The organism is Pseudomonas sp. T8, assembly GCF_024610635.1.
Classification (GTDB): Bacteria; Pseudomonadota; Gammaproteobacteria; order Pseudomonadales; family Pseudomonadaceae; genus Aquipseudomonas; species Aquipseudomonas chlororaphis_I.
Genome location: NZ_CP102374.1, coordinates 3,003,216 through 3,017,374, shown reverse-complemented (window position 1 = coordinate 3,017,374; position 14,159 = coordinate 3,003,216). Strand labels below are relative to the sequence as shown.

The 14,159-nt window shown below is 63.6% G+C and carries 12 protein-coding genes; all 12 read left to right on the top strand.

Translation table 11 applies throughout. From position 1 onward, the window contains the following. Positions 1-29 precede the first annotated feature (29 nt). On the top strand, positions 30-1,652 hold the full coding sequence (locus NRG23_RS13540; RefSeq protein WP_009047169.1) for a methyl-accepting chemotaxis protein: 1,623 nt from the start codon (positions 30-32) through the stop codon (positions 1,650-1,652). Continuing rightward, the gene (locus tag NRG23_RS13535; RefSeq protein ID WP_009047170.1) at positions 1,652-2,188 is read left to right on the top strand and encodes a chemotaxis protein CheW; all 537 of its coding nucleotides are present in this window, start codon (positions 1,652-1,654) and stop codon (positions 2,186-2,188) included. Before NRG23_RS13540 ends, NRG23_RS13535 begins: the two co-directional genes overlap by 1 nt. After that, complete coding sequence (locus tag NRG23_RS13530) at positions 2,185-3,459, top strand: protein-glutamate O-methyltransferase CheR (RefSeq protein ID WP_257374760.1); 1,275 nt, start codon at positions 2,185-2,187, stop codon at positions 3,457-3,459. The genes NRG23_RS13535 and NRG23_RS13530 overlap by 4 nt, the downstream gene beginning before the upstream one ends. Further along, positions 3,456-4,136, top strand: a complete 681-nt coding sequence (locus NRG23_RS13525) for a chemotaxis protein CheW (RefSeq protein ID WP_009047172.1) — start codon at positions 3,456-3,458, stop codon at positions 4,134-4,136. Before NRG23_RS13530 ends, NRG23_RS13525 begins: the two co-directional genes overlap by 4 nt. Next, positions 4,133-6,469, top strand: coding sequence for a hybrid sensor histidine kinase/response regulator (locus NRG23_RS13520; RefSeq protein ID WP_257374757.1), 2,337 nt, complete (start codon positions 4,133-4,135; stop codon positions 6,467-6,469). The genes NRG23_RS13525 and NRG23_RS13520 overlap by 4 nt, the downstream gene beginning before the upstream one ends. Beyond that, on the top strand, positions 6,466-7,479 hold the full coding sequence (locus tag NRG23_RS13515; RefSeq protein ID WP_009047174.1) for a chemotaxis response regulator protein-glutamate methylesterase: 1,014 nt from the start codon (positions 6,466-6,468) through the stop codon (positions 7,477-7,479). Before NRG23_RS13520 ends, NRG23_RS13515 begins: the two co-directional genes overlap by 4 nt. Positions 7,480-7,527: 48 nt before the next feature. After that, the gene (locus tag NRG23_RS13510; protein ID WP_007927977.1) at positions 7,528-8,529 is read left to right on the top strand and encodes a PleD family two-component system response regulator; all 1,002 of its coding nucleotides are present in this window, start codon (positions 7,528-7,530) and stop codon (positions 8,527-8,529) included. Between the two features lie 108 nt (positions 8,530-8,637). Further along, a protein-coding gene (gene prfB / locus NRG23_RS13505) for a peptide chain release factor 2 (RefSeq protein WP_097305473.1) occupies positions 8,638-9,733 on the top strand; the annotation gives its coding sequence in 2 pieces (ribosomal slippage) (positions 8,638-8,709 and positions 8,711-9,733; 1,095 coding nt in all). 110 nt (positions 9,734-9,843) lie between these two features. Beyond that, positions 9,844-11,343: a lysine--tRNA ligase gene (gene lysS, locus NRG23_RS13500; RefSeq protein ID WP_016705285.1), complete on the top strand. Its 1,500-nt coding sequence runs from the start codon at positions 9,844-9,846 to the stop codon at positions 11,341-11,343. A gap of 101 nt (positions 11,344-11,444) precedes the next feature. Further along, positions 11,445-12,161 (top strand): TetR/AcrR family transcriptional regulator, encoded by a 717-nt coding sequence (locus NRG23_RS13495; RefSeq protein ID WP_009047176.1) that lies wholly within the window; start codon positions 11,445-11,447, stop codon positions 12,159-12,161. Positions 12,162-12,298: 137 nt separating this feature from the next. Then, positions 12,299-12,844 carry a hypothetical protein gene (locus NRG23_RS13490; RefSeq protein WP_009047177.1) on the top strand — a complete coding sequence of 182 codons (546 nt, stop codon included), beginning with the start codon at positions 12,299-12,301 and terminating at the stop codon, positions 12,842-12,844. A gap of 33 nt (positions 12,845-12,877) precedes the next feature. After that, positions 12,878-14,155 (top strand): flavohemoglobin expression-modulating QEGLA motif protein, encoded by a 1,278-nt coding sequence (locus NRG23_RS13485; RefSeq protein ID WP_009047178.1) that lies wholly within the window; start codon positions 12,878-12,880, stop codon positions 14,153-14,155. The last annotated feature ends 4 nt before the right edge of the window (positions 14,156-14,159 follow it).

The window sequence follows — 14,159 nt, the reverse complement described above, 5'->3', positions numbered from 1 at the left end:
CACCATTTGAATGGCCCCGAGGACTGACTGTGAAGAACTGGACGTTGCGCCAACGCATTTTGGCGAGCTTTGCGGTGATTATCACCATCATGCTGCTGATGGTCATAGCCTCGTACTCCCGCTTGTTGAAGATCGAGGCCGGTGAAGACCGCATGCGTTCCGATGCCATTCCCGGGGTCTATTTCAGTTCGATGATTCGCGGTTCATGGGTCGACAGTTTCCTGCATACCCAGGAAATCATCGGCCTGAACGAAGGCAAGGGCGTCAGTGCCAAGGATGAGGCGGACTTCAAAAGCTTCGAGCAACGCCTGCAGAAATACATGGCCAGCTACAAGGGAACGCTTCGCGGCGAGACAGACCGGCAGGAGTTCGACGAGTTTGAAAAGCGCCATCAGGAATTTCTCAGGATTCAGGCCTCGGTCCTGGATCTGCATCGGCGTAATCAGGAAGCCGAGGCTGTCCGCGTGTTCCATGAGCAGTTGACGCCCACCTGGATCGCCGGTCGGATGAAACTCAACGACATCATCGACGAGAACAAGGGGGTCGCCGATTCGGCCGCCTCGCAGATCGACGATGCGGTGGCCGAGGCCAAGGTCACCATGGGCGTTTCCCTGCTGGTGGCGGTGCTGGCGGCGGGCCTGTGCGGCCTGTTGCTGATGCGCGCGATCATGGCGCCGATGAACCGTATCGTGAAGATCCTCGACGTCATGCGCACGGGCGATCTGACCAGCCGCCTGAACCTGGAGCGCAAGGACGAATTCGGCGCCGTGGAAACCGGCTTCAACGACATGATGACCGAACTCAACTCCCTGGTGTCCCAGGCGCAGCGCTCCTCGGTCCAGGTCACCACCTCGGTCACCGAGATTGCCGCCACCTCCAAGCAGCAACAGGCCACCGCCACCGAGACCGCGGCAACCACCACCGAAATTGGCGCGACCTCCCGGGAAATCGCGGCCACCTCGCGCGATCTGGTGCGCACCATGACCGAAGTCTCCACCGCCGCCGACCAGGCTTCGGTGCTGGCCGGCTCCGGCCAGCAAGGCTTGGCGCGGATGGAAGAAACCATGCATTCGGTGATGGGCGCGGCCGACCTGGTCAACGCCAAGCTGGCGATCCTCAATGAGAAGGCCGGCAACATCAACCAGGTGGTGGTGACCATCGTCAAGGTCGCCGACCAGACCAACCTGCTGTCGCTCAACGCCGCGATCGAAGCCGAGAAGGCCGGCGAATACGGGCGCGGTTTTGCCGTGGTGGCCACCGAAGTGCGGCGTCTGGCGGACCAGACCGCGGTCGCCACCTACGACATCGAGCAAATGGTCCGGGAGATCCAGTCGGCGGTCTCGGCCGGGGTCATGGGCATGGACAAGTTCTCCGAAGAAGTGCGCCGCGGCATGGCCGAGGTGCAGCAGGTCGGCGAGCAGCTGTCGCAGATCATCCATCAGGTCCAGGCCCTGGCGCCGCGGGTGTTGATGGTCAACGAGGGCATGCAGGCCCAGGCCACCGGTGCCGAGCAGATCAACCACGCCCTGGTGCAACTGGGCGATGCCAGCAGCCAGACCGTCGAGTCGCTGCGCCAGGCTAGTTTCGCCATTGATGAACTGAGCCAGGTGGCGGTGGGGCTGCGCAGCGGCGTCTCGCGTTTCAAAGTCTGATGAACGAGCTCGCAGCGAAAGGCGGCGCAGGGACGGCGACCAAAGACGCGCTGTTCCTGGTGTTCCGCATCGGCACCGAACGTTACGCCTTGCAGGCCGTCGAGGTGGTCGAGGTATTGCCGCGCCTGCAACTCAAGCCGATTCCCCGGGCGCCGTCCTGGGTGGCCGGGGTCTTTGCCCATCGCGGCGCGGTGGTGCCGGTGCTCGACCTGAGCGCCCTGACCTTTGGCCAGCCGGCGCAGGAGCGCACCAGCACCCGCCTGGTGCTGGTGCATTACCGCCCGCAGGCGGCACAGCCCGCGCGGTTGCTGGGGCTGATCCTCGAGCAGGCCACCGACACCCTGCGGTGCAACCCGCAGGACTTCAAGGCCTACGGCCTGGATAACCGCAATGCGCCGTACCTGGGGCCGGTCCATGAAGACGCCCAGGGCCTGCTGCAATGGGTGCGGGTCGACGATCTGCTGGATGCCGAGGTGCGCGCGCTGCTGTTTCCCTCGCCGCCACTGGATCCGGCGTTGCTCGGGGAGTCGTCATGAGCAGCGACCAGCGATTTTTCGATTTTCTCAAGGAGCGCATCGGCCTCGACGTGGCCTCGGTGGGGCCGGCGATCATCGAGCGCGCGGTGCGCCAGCGCAGCATCGCCCAGCAGGCGCCCAGCACCGACCATTACTGGCAGACCCTGCAAGGCTCGCGCGATGAACAGCAAGCGTTGATCGAGGCGGTGATCGTCCCGGAAACCTGGTTTTTCCGGTACCCGGAGTCCTTCGCGACCCTGGCCAAACTCGCCCTCTCGCGCCTTTCCCAACTCAAGGGCATGCGCGCATTGCGCATCCTCAGCCTGCCGTGCTCCACCGGCGAAGAGCCGTACTCGATTGCCATGGCCCTGTTCGACGCCGGGCTCGCCCCCCATCAATTCAAGGTCGATGGCTTCGATGTCAGCCCGCTGTCGGTCGAGCGGGCCAGGCAGGCGGTGTACGGCAAGAACTCCTTTCGCGGCCAGCACAGCGATTTTCGCGAGCGGCACTTCACCGCCGAAGATGAGCGCTACAGCCTCAGCGAGCGGGTGCGCGAGCAAGTGCGCCTGCAGGTCGGCAACCTGCTGGACCCGACCTTGCTGGCCCATGAACCGCCCTACGATTTTGTCTTCTGTCGCAACCTGCTGATCTATTTCGATCAGCCGACCCAGCGCCAGGTGTTCGAAGTGCTCAAGCGCCTGACTCACGTTGAAGGCGTGCTGTTCATCGGCCCGGCCGAAGGCAGCCTGCTGGGCCGTTTGGGCATGCGTTCGATCGGCATTGCCCAGTCCTTTGCCTTCAGCCGGCATAACGAACCCGAGCCCGAACCCGCGCCGGCCTTTGTCCCAAGCGCATTGCCGACACGCCAGCCGGTGCGCAGCATCGCGCCGCCCGTGCGCAGCCGGCCGTTTTCCAGTGCCGCCGTGGCGAGCCAGCGCCCGGCGCCGACCAGGCCGGTCAGCGACGCCACGACCCTGCTGGCGAGCATCGCGGCCCTGGCCAACGAAGGTAAAAGCGCCGAGGCCCGGGCGGCCTGCGAGCACTACCTGGATACCCACGAGCCGGTGGCGCAGGTGTTCTATTGGCTAGGGCTGCTCAGCGACGTGGCGGGCAGCGCCCTGGAAGCCCAGGGTTTCTATCGCAAGGCCCTGTACCTGGACCCGCAACATGCCGAAGCGCTGGCGCACCTGGCCGCCTTGCTGGCTTCCCAGGGCGACGTCGCCGGTGCCCGTCGATTGCAGGAGCGTGCGGCCCGTAGCGGCCGTGCAGCAGACAGTGAGCGTAAATCATGAGCGGCTCTGTTTCGTTGAACGTGACCCACGAAGATGCGCAGGCCATCGACGATTGCTGGAACCGCATCGGTATCCATGGCGACAAGAGTTGCCCGTTGCTGGCCGGGCATGTGCATTGCCGCAACTGCTCGGTGTATTCCGCCGCGGCCACTCGTCTGCTCGACCGCTATGCGTTGCAGCAGGAGCGTCCTGAGCACACGGCCGAGGCCGATACGGATGTCGTCACCCGTTCGCTGTTGATGTTCCGCCTGGGCGAAGAGTGGCTGGGCATTGCCACCCGTTGCCTGGTGGAAGTGGCGCCGCTGCAACCGATCCATTCCTTGCCGCACCAGCGCTCGCGGGCCTTGCTGGGCGTGGCGAATGTGCGTGGTGCGCTGGTGGCCTGCCTGTCGTTGGTGGAACTGCTGGGGCTGGACACCAGCGGCACGGTCGTGTCGGGCGCGCGGGTCATTCCGCGCATGCTGATCATCGCCGCCCAGGGCGGCCCGGTGGTGGTGCCGGTGGACGAGGTGGAGGGTATCCATGCCATCGACGAGCGCACCCTGGACGCCGCCGCGGTTTCCGGCCAGCAGGCCAGTGCCAAGTACACCCGTGGCGTCCTGCAATGGAAGGGCCGCAGCCTGCGTTGGCTGGATGAAGAGCAGTTGCTGTCTGCCGTGACCCGGAGCCTGACATGACCCCCGATCAAATGCGCGACGCCTCGCTGCTCGAACTCTTCAGCCTGGAAGCCGAAACCCAGACCCAGGTGCTCAGTGCCGGCCTGCTGGCGCTGGAACGCAATCCGATCCAGGCCGACCAGTTGGAAGCCTGCATGCGCGCCGCTCACTCGCTCAAGGGCGCGGCGCGGATTGTCGGGGTCGACGCTGGCGTCAGCGTGGCCCATGTGATGGAAGATTGCCTGGTCAGCGCCCAGGAAGGGCGGCTTTACCTGCATCCCGAGCATATCGATGCGCTGCTGCAGGGCACCGATTTCCTGATGCGCATTGCCACGCCGGGCAGCCAGGTCGGTGATCAGGACATTGCCGCCTATGTGGCGCTCATGGAGCAGTTGATCGGCTCGTCGGGTGCGCCGGCTTCAGGCGCTGTCCCGCCCAGGGTCGAGCCAGGCCTGTTGCCCATGGCCGAGCTGCAGCTGGAGGCCCCGCGGGTCGAACCCGAACCGCCGGTCCCGCCGTTCGAGATGCCGCAGGAGGTACTGCAGGAAACCCTGCAAGAGACGGCCGCGGCGCTTGCGCAGAAGGGCAAGAAGCTCGCCGAGGGTGGCGAGCGGGTGCTGCGGGTCACGGCCGAACGCTTGAACAGCCTGCTCGATCTGTCGAGCAAGTCGCTGGTGGAAACCCAGCGCCTGAAGCCGTACCTGGCGGCCCTGCAGCGCCTCAAGCGCATGCAGAGCAACGGGCTGCGCGCCCTGGAAAACCTCAATGGGCATCTCAAGGAGCAGGTGTTGGGCCTGGAGGCCCTCGAAGCCCTGGAGGATGCGCGGCGCCTGCTGGCGGAGTCCCAGCAGCTGCTGACCGAGAAAACCGCCGAGCTGGATGAGTTCGGCTGGCAGGCCAGCCAGCGTGCCCAGGTGCTCTACGACACCGCGCTGGCCTGTCGCATGCGGCCGTTCGCCGATGTGCTGATGGGCCAGGTCCGGATGGTCCGCGACCTGGGGCGCAGCCTGGGCAAGCAGGTGCGCCTGGAAGTCGAAGGCGAGAAGACCCAGGTCGATCGCGACGTGCTGGAAAAACTTGAAGCGCCATTGACCCACCTGCTGCGCAACGCGGTCGATCACGGCATCGAAATGCCCGAGCAGCGACTGCTGGCGGGCAAGCCGGCCGAGGGCCTGATTCGCCTGCGCGCTTCCCACCAGGCCGGATTGCTGGTGCTGGAACTCAGCGACGACGGCAATGGCGTCGACCTGGAACGGGTGCGCCAGAGCATCGTCGAGCGCCAGCTGTCCCCGGCCGAGACCGCTGCCCAACTGAGCGAGGAAGAACTGCTGACCTTCCTGTTCCTGCCGGGCTTCAGCCTGCGGGACAAGGTCACCGAGGTCTCCGGGCGCGGTGTCGGCCTGGACGCGGTGCAGCACATGGTGCGCCAGCTGCGCGGCGCGGTGCAGATGGAGCAGGTGGCGGGGCAGGGCAGTCGTTTCCACCTCGAAGTGCCGCTGACCCTGTCGGTGGTGCGCAGCCTGGTGGTGGAGGTCGGCGAAGAGGCCTACGCCTTCCCGCTGGCGCATATCGAACGCATGTGCGACCTGGAGCCCGATGACATTGTCCAGCTGGAAGGGCGCCAGCATTTCTGGCACGAAGGCCGCCATGTCGGCCTGGTCGCGGCCAGCCAGCTGTTGCAACGCCCGGCGGGGCAGAGCAACGACTCCACACTCAAGGTGGTGGTGATTCGCGAGCGCGACGCGGTCTATGGCGTGGCGGTCGAGCGTTTCATCGGCGAACGGACCCTGGTGGTGCTGCCGCTGGACGACCGCCTGGGCAAGGTCCAGGACATTTCCGCCGGGGCCTTGCTCGATGACGGCTCCGTGGTGCTGATCGTCGACGTCGAGGACATGCTGCGGTCGGTGGACAAGCTGCTCAATACCGGCCGGCTGGAGCGCATCGCCCGTCACAACCGCCATCAGGCCGAGACGGCGCGCAAGCGCATCCTGGTGGTCGACGATTCGCTCACTGTGCGTGAGCTGCAACGCAAGCTTTTGCTCAACCGTGGTTATGACGTAGCGGTCGCCGTCGACGGCATGGATGGCTGGAACGCCCTGCGTTCGGAAGACTTCGACCTGCTGATCACTGACATCGATATGCCCCGAATGGATGGGATTGAATTGGTCACACTCCTGCGCCGTGACAATCGCCTGCAGTCGTTGCCGGTGATGGTGGTTTCCTACAAGGATCGCGAAGAGGACCGGCGCCGTGGACTGGATGCCGGAGCCGACTATTATCTAGCCAAAGCCAGTTTCCATGACGACGCCCTGCTGGATGCGGTGGTGGAGCTGATTGGAGGAGCGCGGGCATGAAAATCGCGATCGTCAATGACATGCCCATGGCCGTGGAGGCCCTGCGCCGGGCCCTGGCCTTCGAACCCGCGCATGAAGTGGTGTGGGTCGCGACCAATGGCGCCGAAGCGGTCGAGTACTGCGCGCAGCTGACGCCCGACCTGATCCTGATGGACCTGATCATGCCGGTGATGGACGGCGTGGAGGCGACCCGCCGGATCATGGCCGAAACCCCTTGCGCCATCGTGATCGTCACGGTGGATCGCCAGCAGAACGTGCATCGGGTGTTCGAGGCCATGGGCCATGGCGCGCTGGACGTGGTCGATACACCGGCCCTGGGGGCTGGCAATGCGCAGGAAGCGGCGGCGCCTTTACTGCGCAAGATCCTCAATATCGGCTGGCTGATCGGCCAGCAGCGCGGCAACCACGTGCGTTCGGCACCGGCGCCGATGCGCACCATGGCGCAACGCCAGGGCCTGGTGGCGATCGGCTCGTCCGCCGGTGGCCCGGCGGCGCTGGAAGTGCTGCTCAAGGGGCTGCCCGCCCATTTTCCGGCCGCCATCGTGCTGGTGCAGCACGTCGACCAGGTATTCGCCGCGGGCATGGCCGAATGGCTCAGCAGCGCTTCCGGGCTGAAGGTGCGCCTGGCCCGCGAAGGCGAGCCACCGCAGAGCGGCACGGTGCTGCTGGCCGGGACCAACCACCATATCCGGCTGTTGAAGAACGGCACCCTGGCCTACACCGCCGAGCCGGTAAACGAGATCTATCGGCCATCGATCGATGTGTTTTTTGAAAGTGTCGCCAGTTACTGGAATGGCGACGCGGTCGGCGTACTGCTGACCGGCATGGGCCGCGACGGCGCCCAGGGCCTGAAGCTGATGCGCGATCAGGGTTACCTGACCATCGCCCAGGACCAGAATAGTAGCGCGGTGTATGGCATGCCCAAGGCGGCGGCTGCCATCGACGCTGCCACAGAGATTCGCCCACTGGACAAGATCGCTCCACGATTGCTGGAGATATTTGCCAAATGACCGACAAACGCAGCTGTCCTGGCCAGGTAGCAACTCAGGTGACAACCCATGAATGATTTACAGCTCGACGATTTTAAAACCGATGAAAATGCTGCGATGGTGCTGCTGGTCGACGACCAGGCAATGATCGGTGAGGCTGTGCGGCGTGGGTTGGCGAATGAAGAAAACATCGACTTCCATTTTTGTGCCGACCCGCACCAGGCCATTGCCCAGGCGATCCGCATCAAGCCGACGGTGATCCTGCAGGACCTGGTGATGCCGGGCCTGGACGGGTTGACGCTGGTGCGCGAGTACCGCAACCACCCGGCGACCCAGAATATTCCGATCATCGTGCTTTCGACCAAGGAAGACCCGCTGATCAAGAGTGCGGCCTTCGCGGCCGGGGCCAACGATTACCTGGTCAAGCTGCCGGATAATATCGAGCTGGTGGCGCGCATCCGTTACCACTCGCGCTCCTACATGACCCTGTTGCAGCGGGACGCGGCCTATCGCGCACTGCGGGTCAGCCAGCAGCAGTTGCTCGATACCAACCTGGTGCTGCAGCGCCTGATGAACTCCGATGGCCTGACCGGCCTGTCCAACCGCCGGCATTTCGACGAGTACCTGGAGCTGGAATGGCGCCGGGCAATGCGCGACCAGACCCAGTTGTCGCTGCTGATGATCGATGTCGACTACTTCAAGTCCTACAACGACAACTTCGGCCACCTGGAGGGCGATGAAGCCCTGCGCAAGGTGGCGACGGCGATCCGCGAGGCCAGCAGCCGACCGTCGGATTTACCGGCGCGTTATGGCGGGGAGGAGTTTGCCCTGGTGCTGCCGAACACCTCGCCCGGCGGGGCGCGGCTGGTGGCCGAGAAGCTGCGCCAGACCGTGGCCGCGCTGAAGATTCCGCATATCGCGCCAACCGAAGGGGCCAGCCTGACCATCAGCATCGGTCTGTCGACCATGACGCCGCAGCCGAGCACCAGTTGCCGGCAATTGATCTCGGCCGCCGACAAAGGCCTGTATCTGGCCAAGCACAATGGTCGCAACCAGGTAGGGATCGAGTGAAAAAAACCGCCACCGCGGGGGCCTAAAGCCGCCAGGCGGGCTGCCGTGCCAGCTTGATTACGTTATACTCGCCGGCTTTCAAAAGTTCGCCAACGAGTGCTGCCTGCCATGGAAATCAACCCGATCCTTAACACTATCAAGGACCTGTCCGAGCGCTCCGAAACTATTCGGGGGTATCTTTGACTACGATCAAAAGCATGAGCGTCTGACCGAAGTCAATCGCGAGCTTGAAGATCCGAACGTCTGGAACAAGCCTGAATATGCCCAGGAACTGGGCCGCGAACGCGCTGCGCTGGCGCAGATCGTCGAGACCCTGGACGAGTTGTCCGGTGGCCTGGCCGATTGCCGCGATCTGCTGGACATGGCCGTCGAAGAGAACGATGAAGGCACAGTGGGCGACGTGGTCGCCGAACTGACCCGTCTCGACGAAGCCCTGGCCAAGCTGGAATTCCGTCGCATGTTCAGCGGCGAGATGGACATGAACAACGCCTACCTGGACATCCAGGCCGGCTCCGGCGGCACCGAAGCCCAGGACTGGGCCAACATCCTGCTGCGCATGTACCTGCGCTGGGCCTCCAAGCGTGGCTTCGACGCCACCATCATGGAACTGTCCGAAGGCGAAGTCGCCGGCATCAAGGGCGCCACCGTGCACATCAAGGGCGAGTACGCCTTTGGCTGGCTGCGCACCGAGATCGGCGTGCACCGCCTGGTGCGCAAGAGCCCGTTCGACTCCGGCGCCCGCCGCCACACCTCGTTCTCGGCCGTGTTCGTATCGCCCGAGATCGACGACAAGGTGGAAATCGAGATCAACCCGGCGGACCTGCGGATCGACACCTACCGTTCCTCCGGTGCCGGTGGTCAGCACGTAAACACCACCGACTCGGCCGTACGTATCACCCACGTACCGACCAACACCGTGGTCAGTTGCCAGAACGAACGGTCCCAGCACGCCAACAAGGACACCGCCATGAAAATGCTGCGGGCCCGGTTGTACGAGCAGGAGATCCAGAAGCGCAACGCCGCTTCCCAGGCGCTGGAAGACAGCAAGTCCGACATCGGCTGGGGCCACCAGATCCGTTCCTACGTGCTCGATGCTTCGCGGATCAAGGATCTGCGTACCAACATCGAACGCAGTGACTGCGACAAGGTGCTCGACGGCGACATCGACGAATACCTGGTGGCCAGCCTGAAGTCGGGGCTGTAAGCCGCGATACCCATGCCGCGGGCACGGCGCGCTTCTGTAGGAGCGCGGCCGGCCCGCGATCCCTTGCCACAGGCAAGGGGCAACGAACCTGTGATGGAAATTTTAAAGACATGAGCGACCTACAACTCGACCAGGCCCTGCAACAGGAAGAAAACACCCTGATCGCCCTGCGCAAGGAAAAGCTTGCTGCCGAGCGCGCCAAGGGTCAGGCCTTCCCCAACGACTTCCGCCGCGACAACTACTGCAACGACCTGCAGAAACAGTACGCGGACAAGACCAAGGAAGAGCTGGCCGAGGCGGCGATTCCGGTCAAGGTTGCCGGTCGCATCATGCTCAACCGTGGCTCGTTCATGGTGATCCAGGACATGACCGGGCGTATCCAGGTCTACGTCAACCGCAAGACCTTGCCGGAAGACACCCTTAATGCGGTCAAGACCTGGGACCTGGGCGACATCATCGCCGCCGAAGGCACCCTGGCCCGTTCCGGCAAGGGCGACCTGTACGTCGAGATGACCAACGTGCGCCTGCTGACCAAGTCGCTGCGCCCGCTGCCGGACAAGCATCACGGCCTGACCGACACCGAGCAGCGTTATCGCCAGCGCTACGTCGACCTGATCGTCAACGAAGACGTGCGCGAAACCTTCCGCGTGCGTTCCCAGGTCATCGCCCACATCCGCAGCTTCCTGATGAAGCGTGACTTCCTGGAAGTGGAAACGCCGATGCTGCAGACCATTCCTGGCGGCGCGGCGGCCAAGCCGTTCGAGACCCACCACAACGCCCTGGACATGGAAATGTTCCTGCGTATCGCGCCGGAGCTGTATCTGAAGCGTCTGGTGGTCGGTGGCTTCGAGAAAGTGTTCGAGATCAACCGCAACTTCCGTAACGAAGGCGTTTCGACTCGGCACAACCCTGAATTCACCATGTTGGAGTTCTACCAGGCCTACGCCGACTACGAAGACAACATGGACCTGACCGAAGAACTGTTCCGCGAGCTGGCGCAGTTGGTCCTGGGCAGCACCGACGTGCCGTACGGCGACAAGGTGTTCCACTTCGGCGAGCCGTTCGCCCGCCTGTCGGTGTTCGACTCGATCCTCAAGTACAACCCTGAGCTGACCGCCGATGATCTGAACGACATCGACAAGGCCCGTGCCATCGCCAAGAAGGCCGGTGCCAAGGTGCTCGGCTTCGAAGGCCTGGGCAAGCTGCAGGTGATGATTTTCGAAGAGCTGGTCGAGCACAAGCTGGAACAGCCGCACTTCATTACCCAGTACCCGTTCGAAGTCTCGCCGCTGGCCCGTCGCAACGACGAGAACCCGAACGTGACCGATCGTTTCGAGCTGTTCATCGGTGGTCGCGAAATCGCCAACGCCTACTCCGAGTTGAACGACGCGGAAGACCAGGCCGAGCGTTTCATGGCCCAGGTGGCCGACAAGGACGCCGGTGACGACGAAGCCATGCACTACGATGCCGACTTCGTTCGCGCCCTGGAGTACGGCATGCCGCCGACCGCCGGTGAAGGTATCGGCATCGATCGCCTGGTGATGCTGCTGACCAACTCCCCGTCGATCCGCGACGTGATCCTGTTCCCGCACATGCGGCCGCAAGCGTAAATATGTTGAATAAAAAGCCGCCGCTAACAGGCGGCTTTTTATTGTCTGTGTGGCACTGACGTACTGCTTTTTTCATTTTTTATGTGAGAGGAATACCTGTCGTGAACCGTGCAATTGCTCAAGAAGGTGCAGCTGGCATCGCCACTGCGGTCGCTGAAAGTGTTCAGTACCAGGGCCGCAAGGCCAGCCGACAGGGCAGTGAGCAACGTCGCCAGGATATTCTCGACGCGGCCATGCGCATCGTCGTGCGCGATGGCGTGCGCGCCGTGCGTCATCGCGCGGTCGCCGCCGAAGCCGGTGTGCCGCTGTCGGCCACCACCTATTACTTCAAGGATATCGATGACCTGCTCACCGATACCTTCGCCCAATACGTCGAGCGCAGCGCCGCCTTCATGGCCAAGCTCTGGGCCAACAACGAAGGCTTGCTGCGGGAGATGGTCGCCTATGGCGACGGCAGCCCGGAGTCCCGCGCGCAACTGGCCGATGACATTGCCCGCCTGACCGCCGACTACGTGCAGCGGCAACTGCATAACCGCCGCGAGCATCTGATGGCCGAGCAGGCGTTTCGCCAGGAGGCGCTGCTCAACCCGCGCCTGGCGGTGCTGGTGCGCTCCCACCAGCAGATCCTGCTGCACGGCACCTGCCAGTTTTTCCAGGTATTGGGTTCCCGCGAGCCGCAACAGGATGCCAAAGTGTTGACGTCTATAATCGGACGGATGGAATATCAGGGCCTGCTCAACGGGGCAGAGCCGTTGGCCGACGAAGACATGCTGGGCATTCTTACCCGGTACATGCATCTGGTTCTGGCCTCGGTGTGATGTGTTCCCTGTAGCTGCTGCCGCAGGCTGCGATAAGGTCCGAAGGGCCTTCCTGCGGATTCCATGGGCGCTGGAGCGAACGCGGGCTTCATCAGCTGCCACGCGTGTTTGAGTCGACTGCCGATAGGGAGTGTTGAATGAAAGCCTGGCGCGTTGTGATCGCCTTGTCGTTCCTGCTGCTCAGTGGCTGCCTGGTGTCCTTCAAGGAACCCTTGCCGGCCGATCAGGCAGCGCCTGCGGCGTTGCTGGGCAAATGGACCAGCAAGAATGCCTGGGGCGAACCGCTCACCCTGCAGCTGAGCCGCATCGGCAACAACCGCTACAAGGCCGTCACTTCCGTCAAGGCCAGGCCGCAACAGCACGACACCTACGAATTTACCGTTTCCCGCCATGGCAGCCGCTGGTATCTCTCGGCGGCGGTGCCCCAGGCGCTGGGTGGGCACTTCACCATCGCCGGTTTCGAGTTGACCGACGACCACGAACTGGTGCTCTACCAGCTCGATCTCGAGCAGATCAATCAGGCCCGCGGGCAGAATGCCCTGCGAGGCGAACCGTTCGACACCAAGGACGGCGAGGGCGTGCTGATCGACAGCGCGCTACCACAGGTTTTCGCCTATCTGGACGACCCCGCCAACTCCGACGTGTTCGTCGAGGCGGCGCGCTTCCAGCGGGCGGGCAAGTAAACGCAGTACAGACGTTTTAACGGGAGTTTTGGGGTGGACGATTACCAGCAGACGATACGCACCTTGTCCGATCGCATTGTGCTGGCACAGACGCCGATCCGCGTACTGGATGCGGTGAAGTGGGACGACAACATCCGCAAAGGTTTCCTCAAGGCCAACGGTAAGGAAATGCCGGCGGTGGACCGCGCCTATTACGAAGGCCGGCCGCTGTCTTTCGACTCCAGCGCGGTGAAGCTGGAGTTCCAGAACATCGAGCGTGACATCACCCGGCAACTGGGCCAGTTCAACCCGGTGGGGCAGATCATGCGGCGCATGTGCAAGGAGTACCGCATGGTGGTGCGGATGCTCGAGGCCCGTGGCACCGAGGATTTCGGGCTGATATCCCAGGAGCTCTACGGCGCGGCCTCCGACGCTTTTCATGCCGGCGACCCGACCCTGGCCGACCTGGGCCTGATGCTCTCGGATTACCTGAACAACATCGACGGCCGTGGCGACCTCAAGGACGAACCCAAGACCCTGAGCGCCAAGGAAGCCGTGAGCCTGCTGCAAAGCCGGCTGAACAAGGTGTTCGGCGAGGCAGAGGAAACCATCCGGGTCTTCGAGTCCGACGGCATTGTCGCCGACGCGGCGGCCGGCGCCGACTACATCAAGATCCGCGCCGACGCCATGTTCAACGAGCGCGATGTGCGGGCCCTGGAAGTCCACGAAGGCTTGGTGCACGTGGGCACCACCCTCAATGGCCTGAACCAGCCGATCTGCACCTTCCTGTCCAAGGGCCCACCCTCGTCGACCGTGACCCAGGAAGGCCTGGCGATCCTGATGGAGATCATCACCTTTGCCTCCTACCCGAGCCGTCTGCGCAAGCTGACCAACCGCACCCGCGCCATTCACATGGTGGAGGAGGGCGCGGACTTCATGCAGGTGTTCGCGTTCTTCCGCGAGCAGGGTTTCGAAATGGCCGAAAGTTATGGCAACGCCAGCCGGGTGTTCCGTGGTTCGGTGCCGACGGGCCTGCCATTCACCAAAGACTTGTCCTATCTCAAGGGCTTCATCATGGTTTACAACTACATTCAGTTGGCCGTGCGCAAGGGCAAGCTCGAGCAGATCCCGCTGATGTTCTGCGGCAAGACCACCCTGGAGGACATGCGTACCCTGCGCCAGTTGGTCGACGAAGGCCTGGTGGTGCCGCCCAAGTACCTGCCGGACCAGTTCCGCGACATGAACGCGCTGTCAGCCTGGATGTGTTTCTCCAACTTCCTCAACCACCTGAGCCTGGACCGGATCGAGGCGGACTACTCCAACATCCTTTGACGCA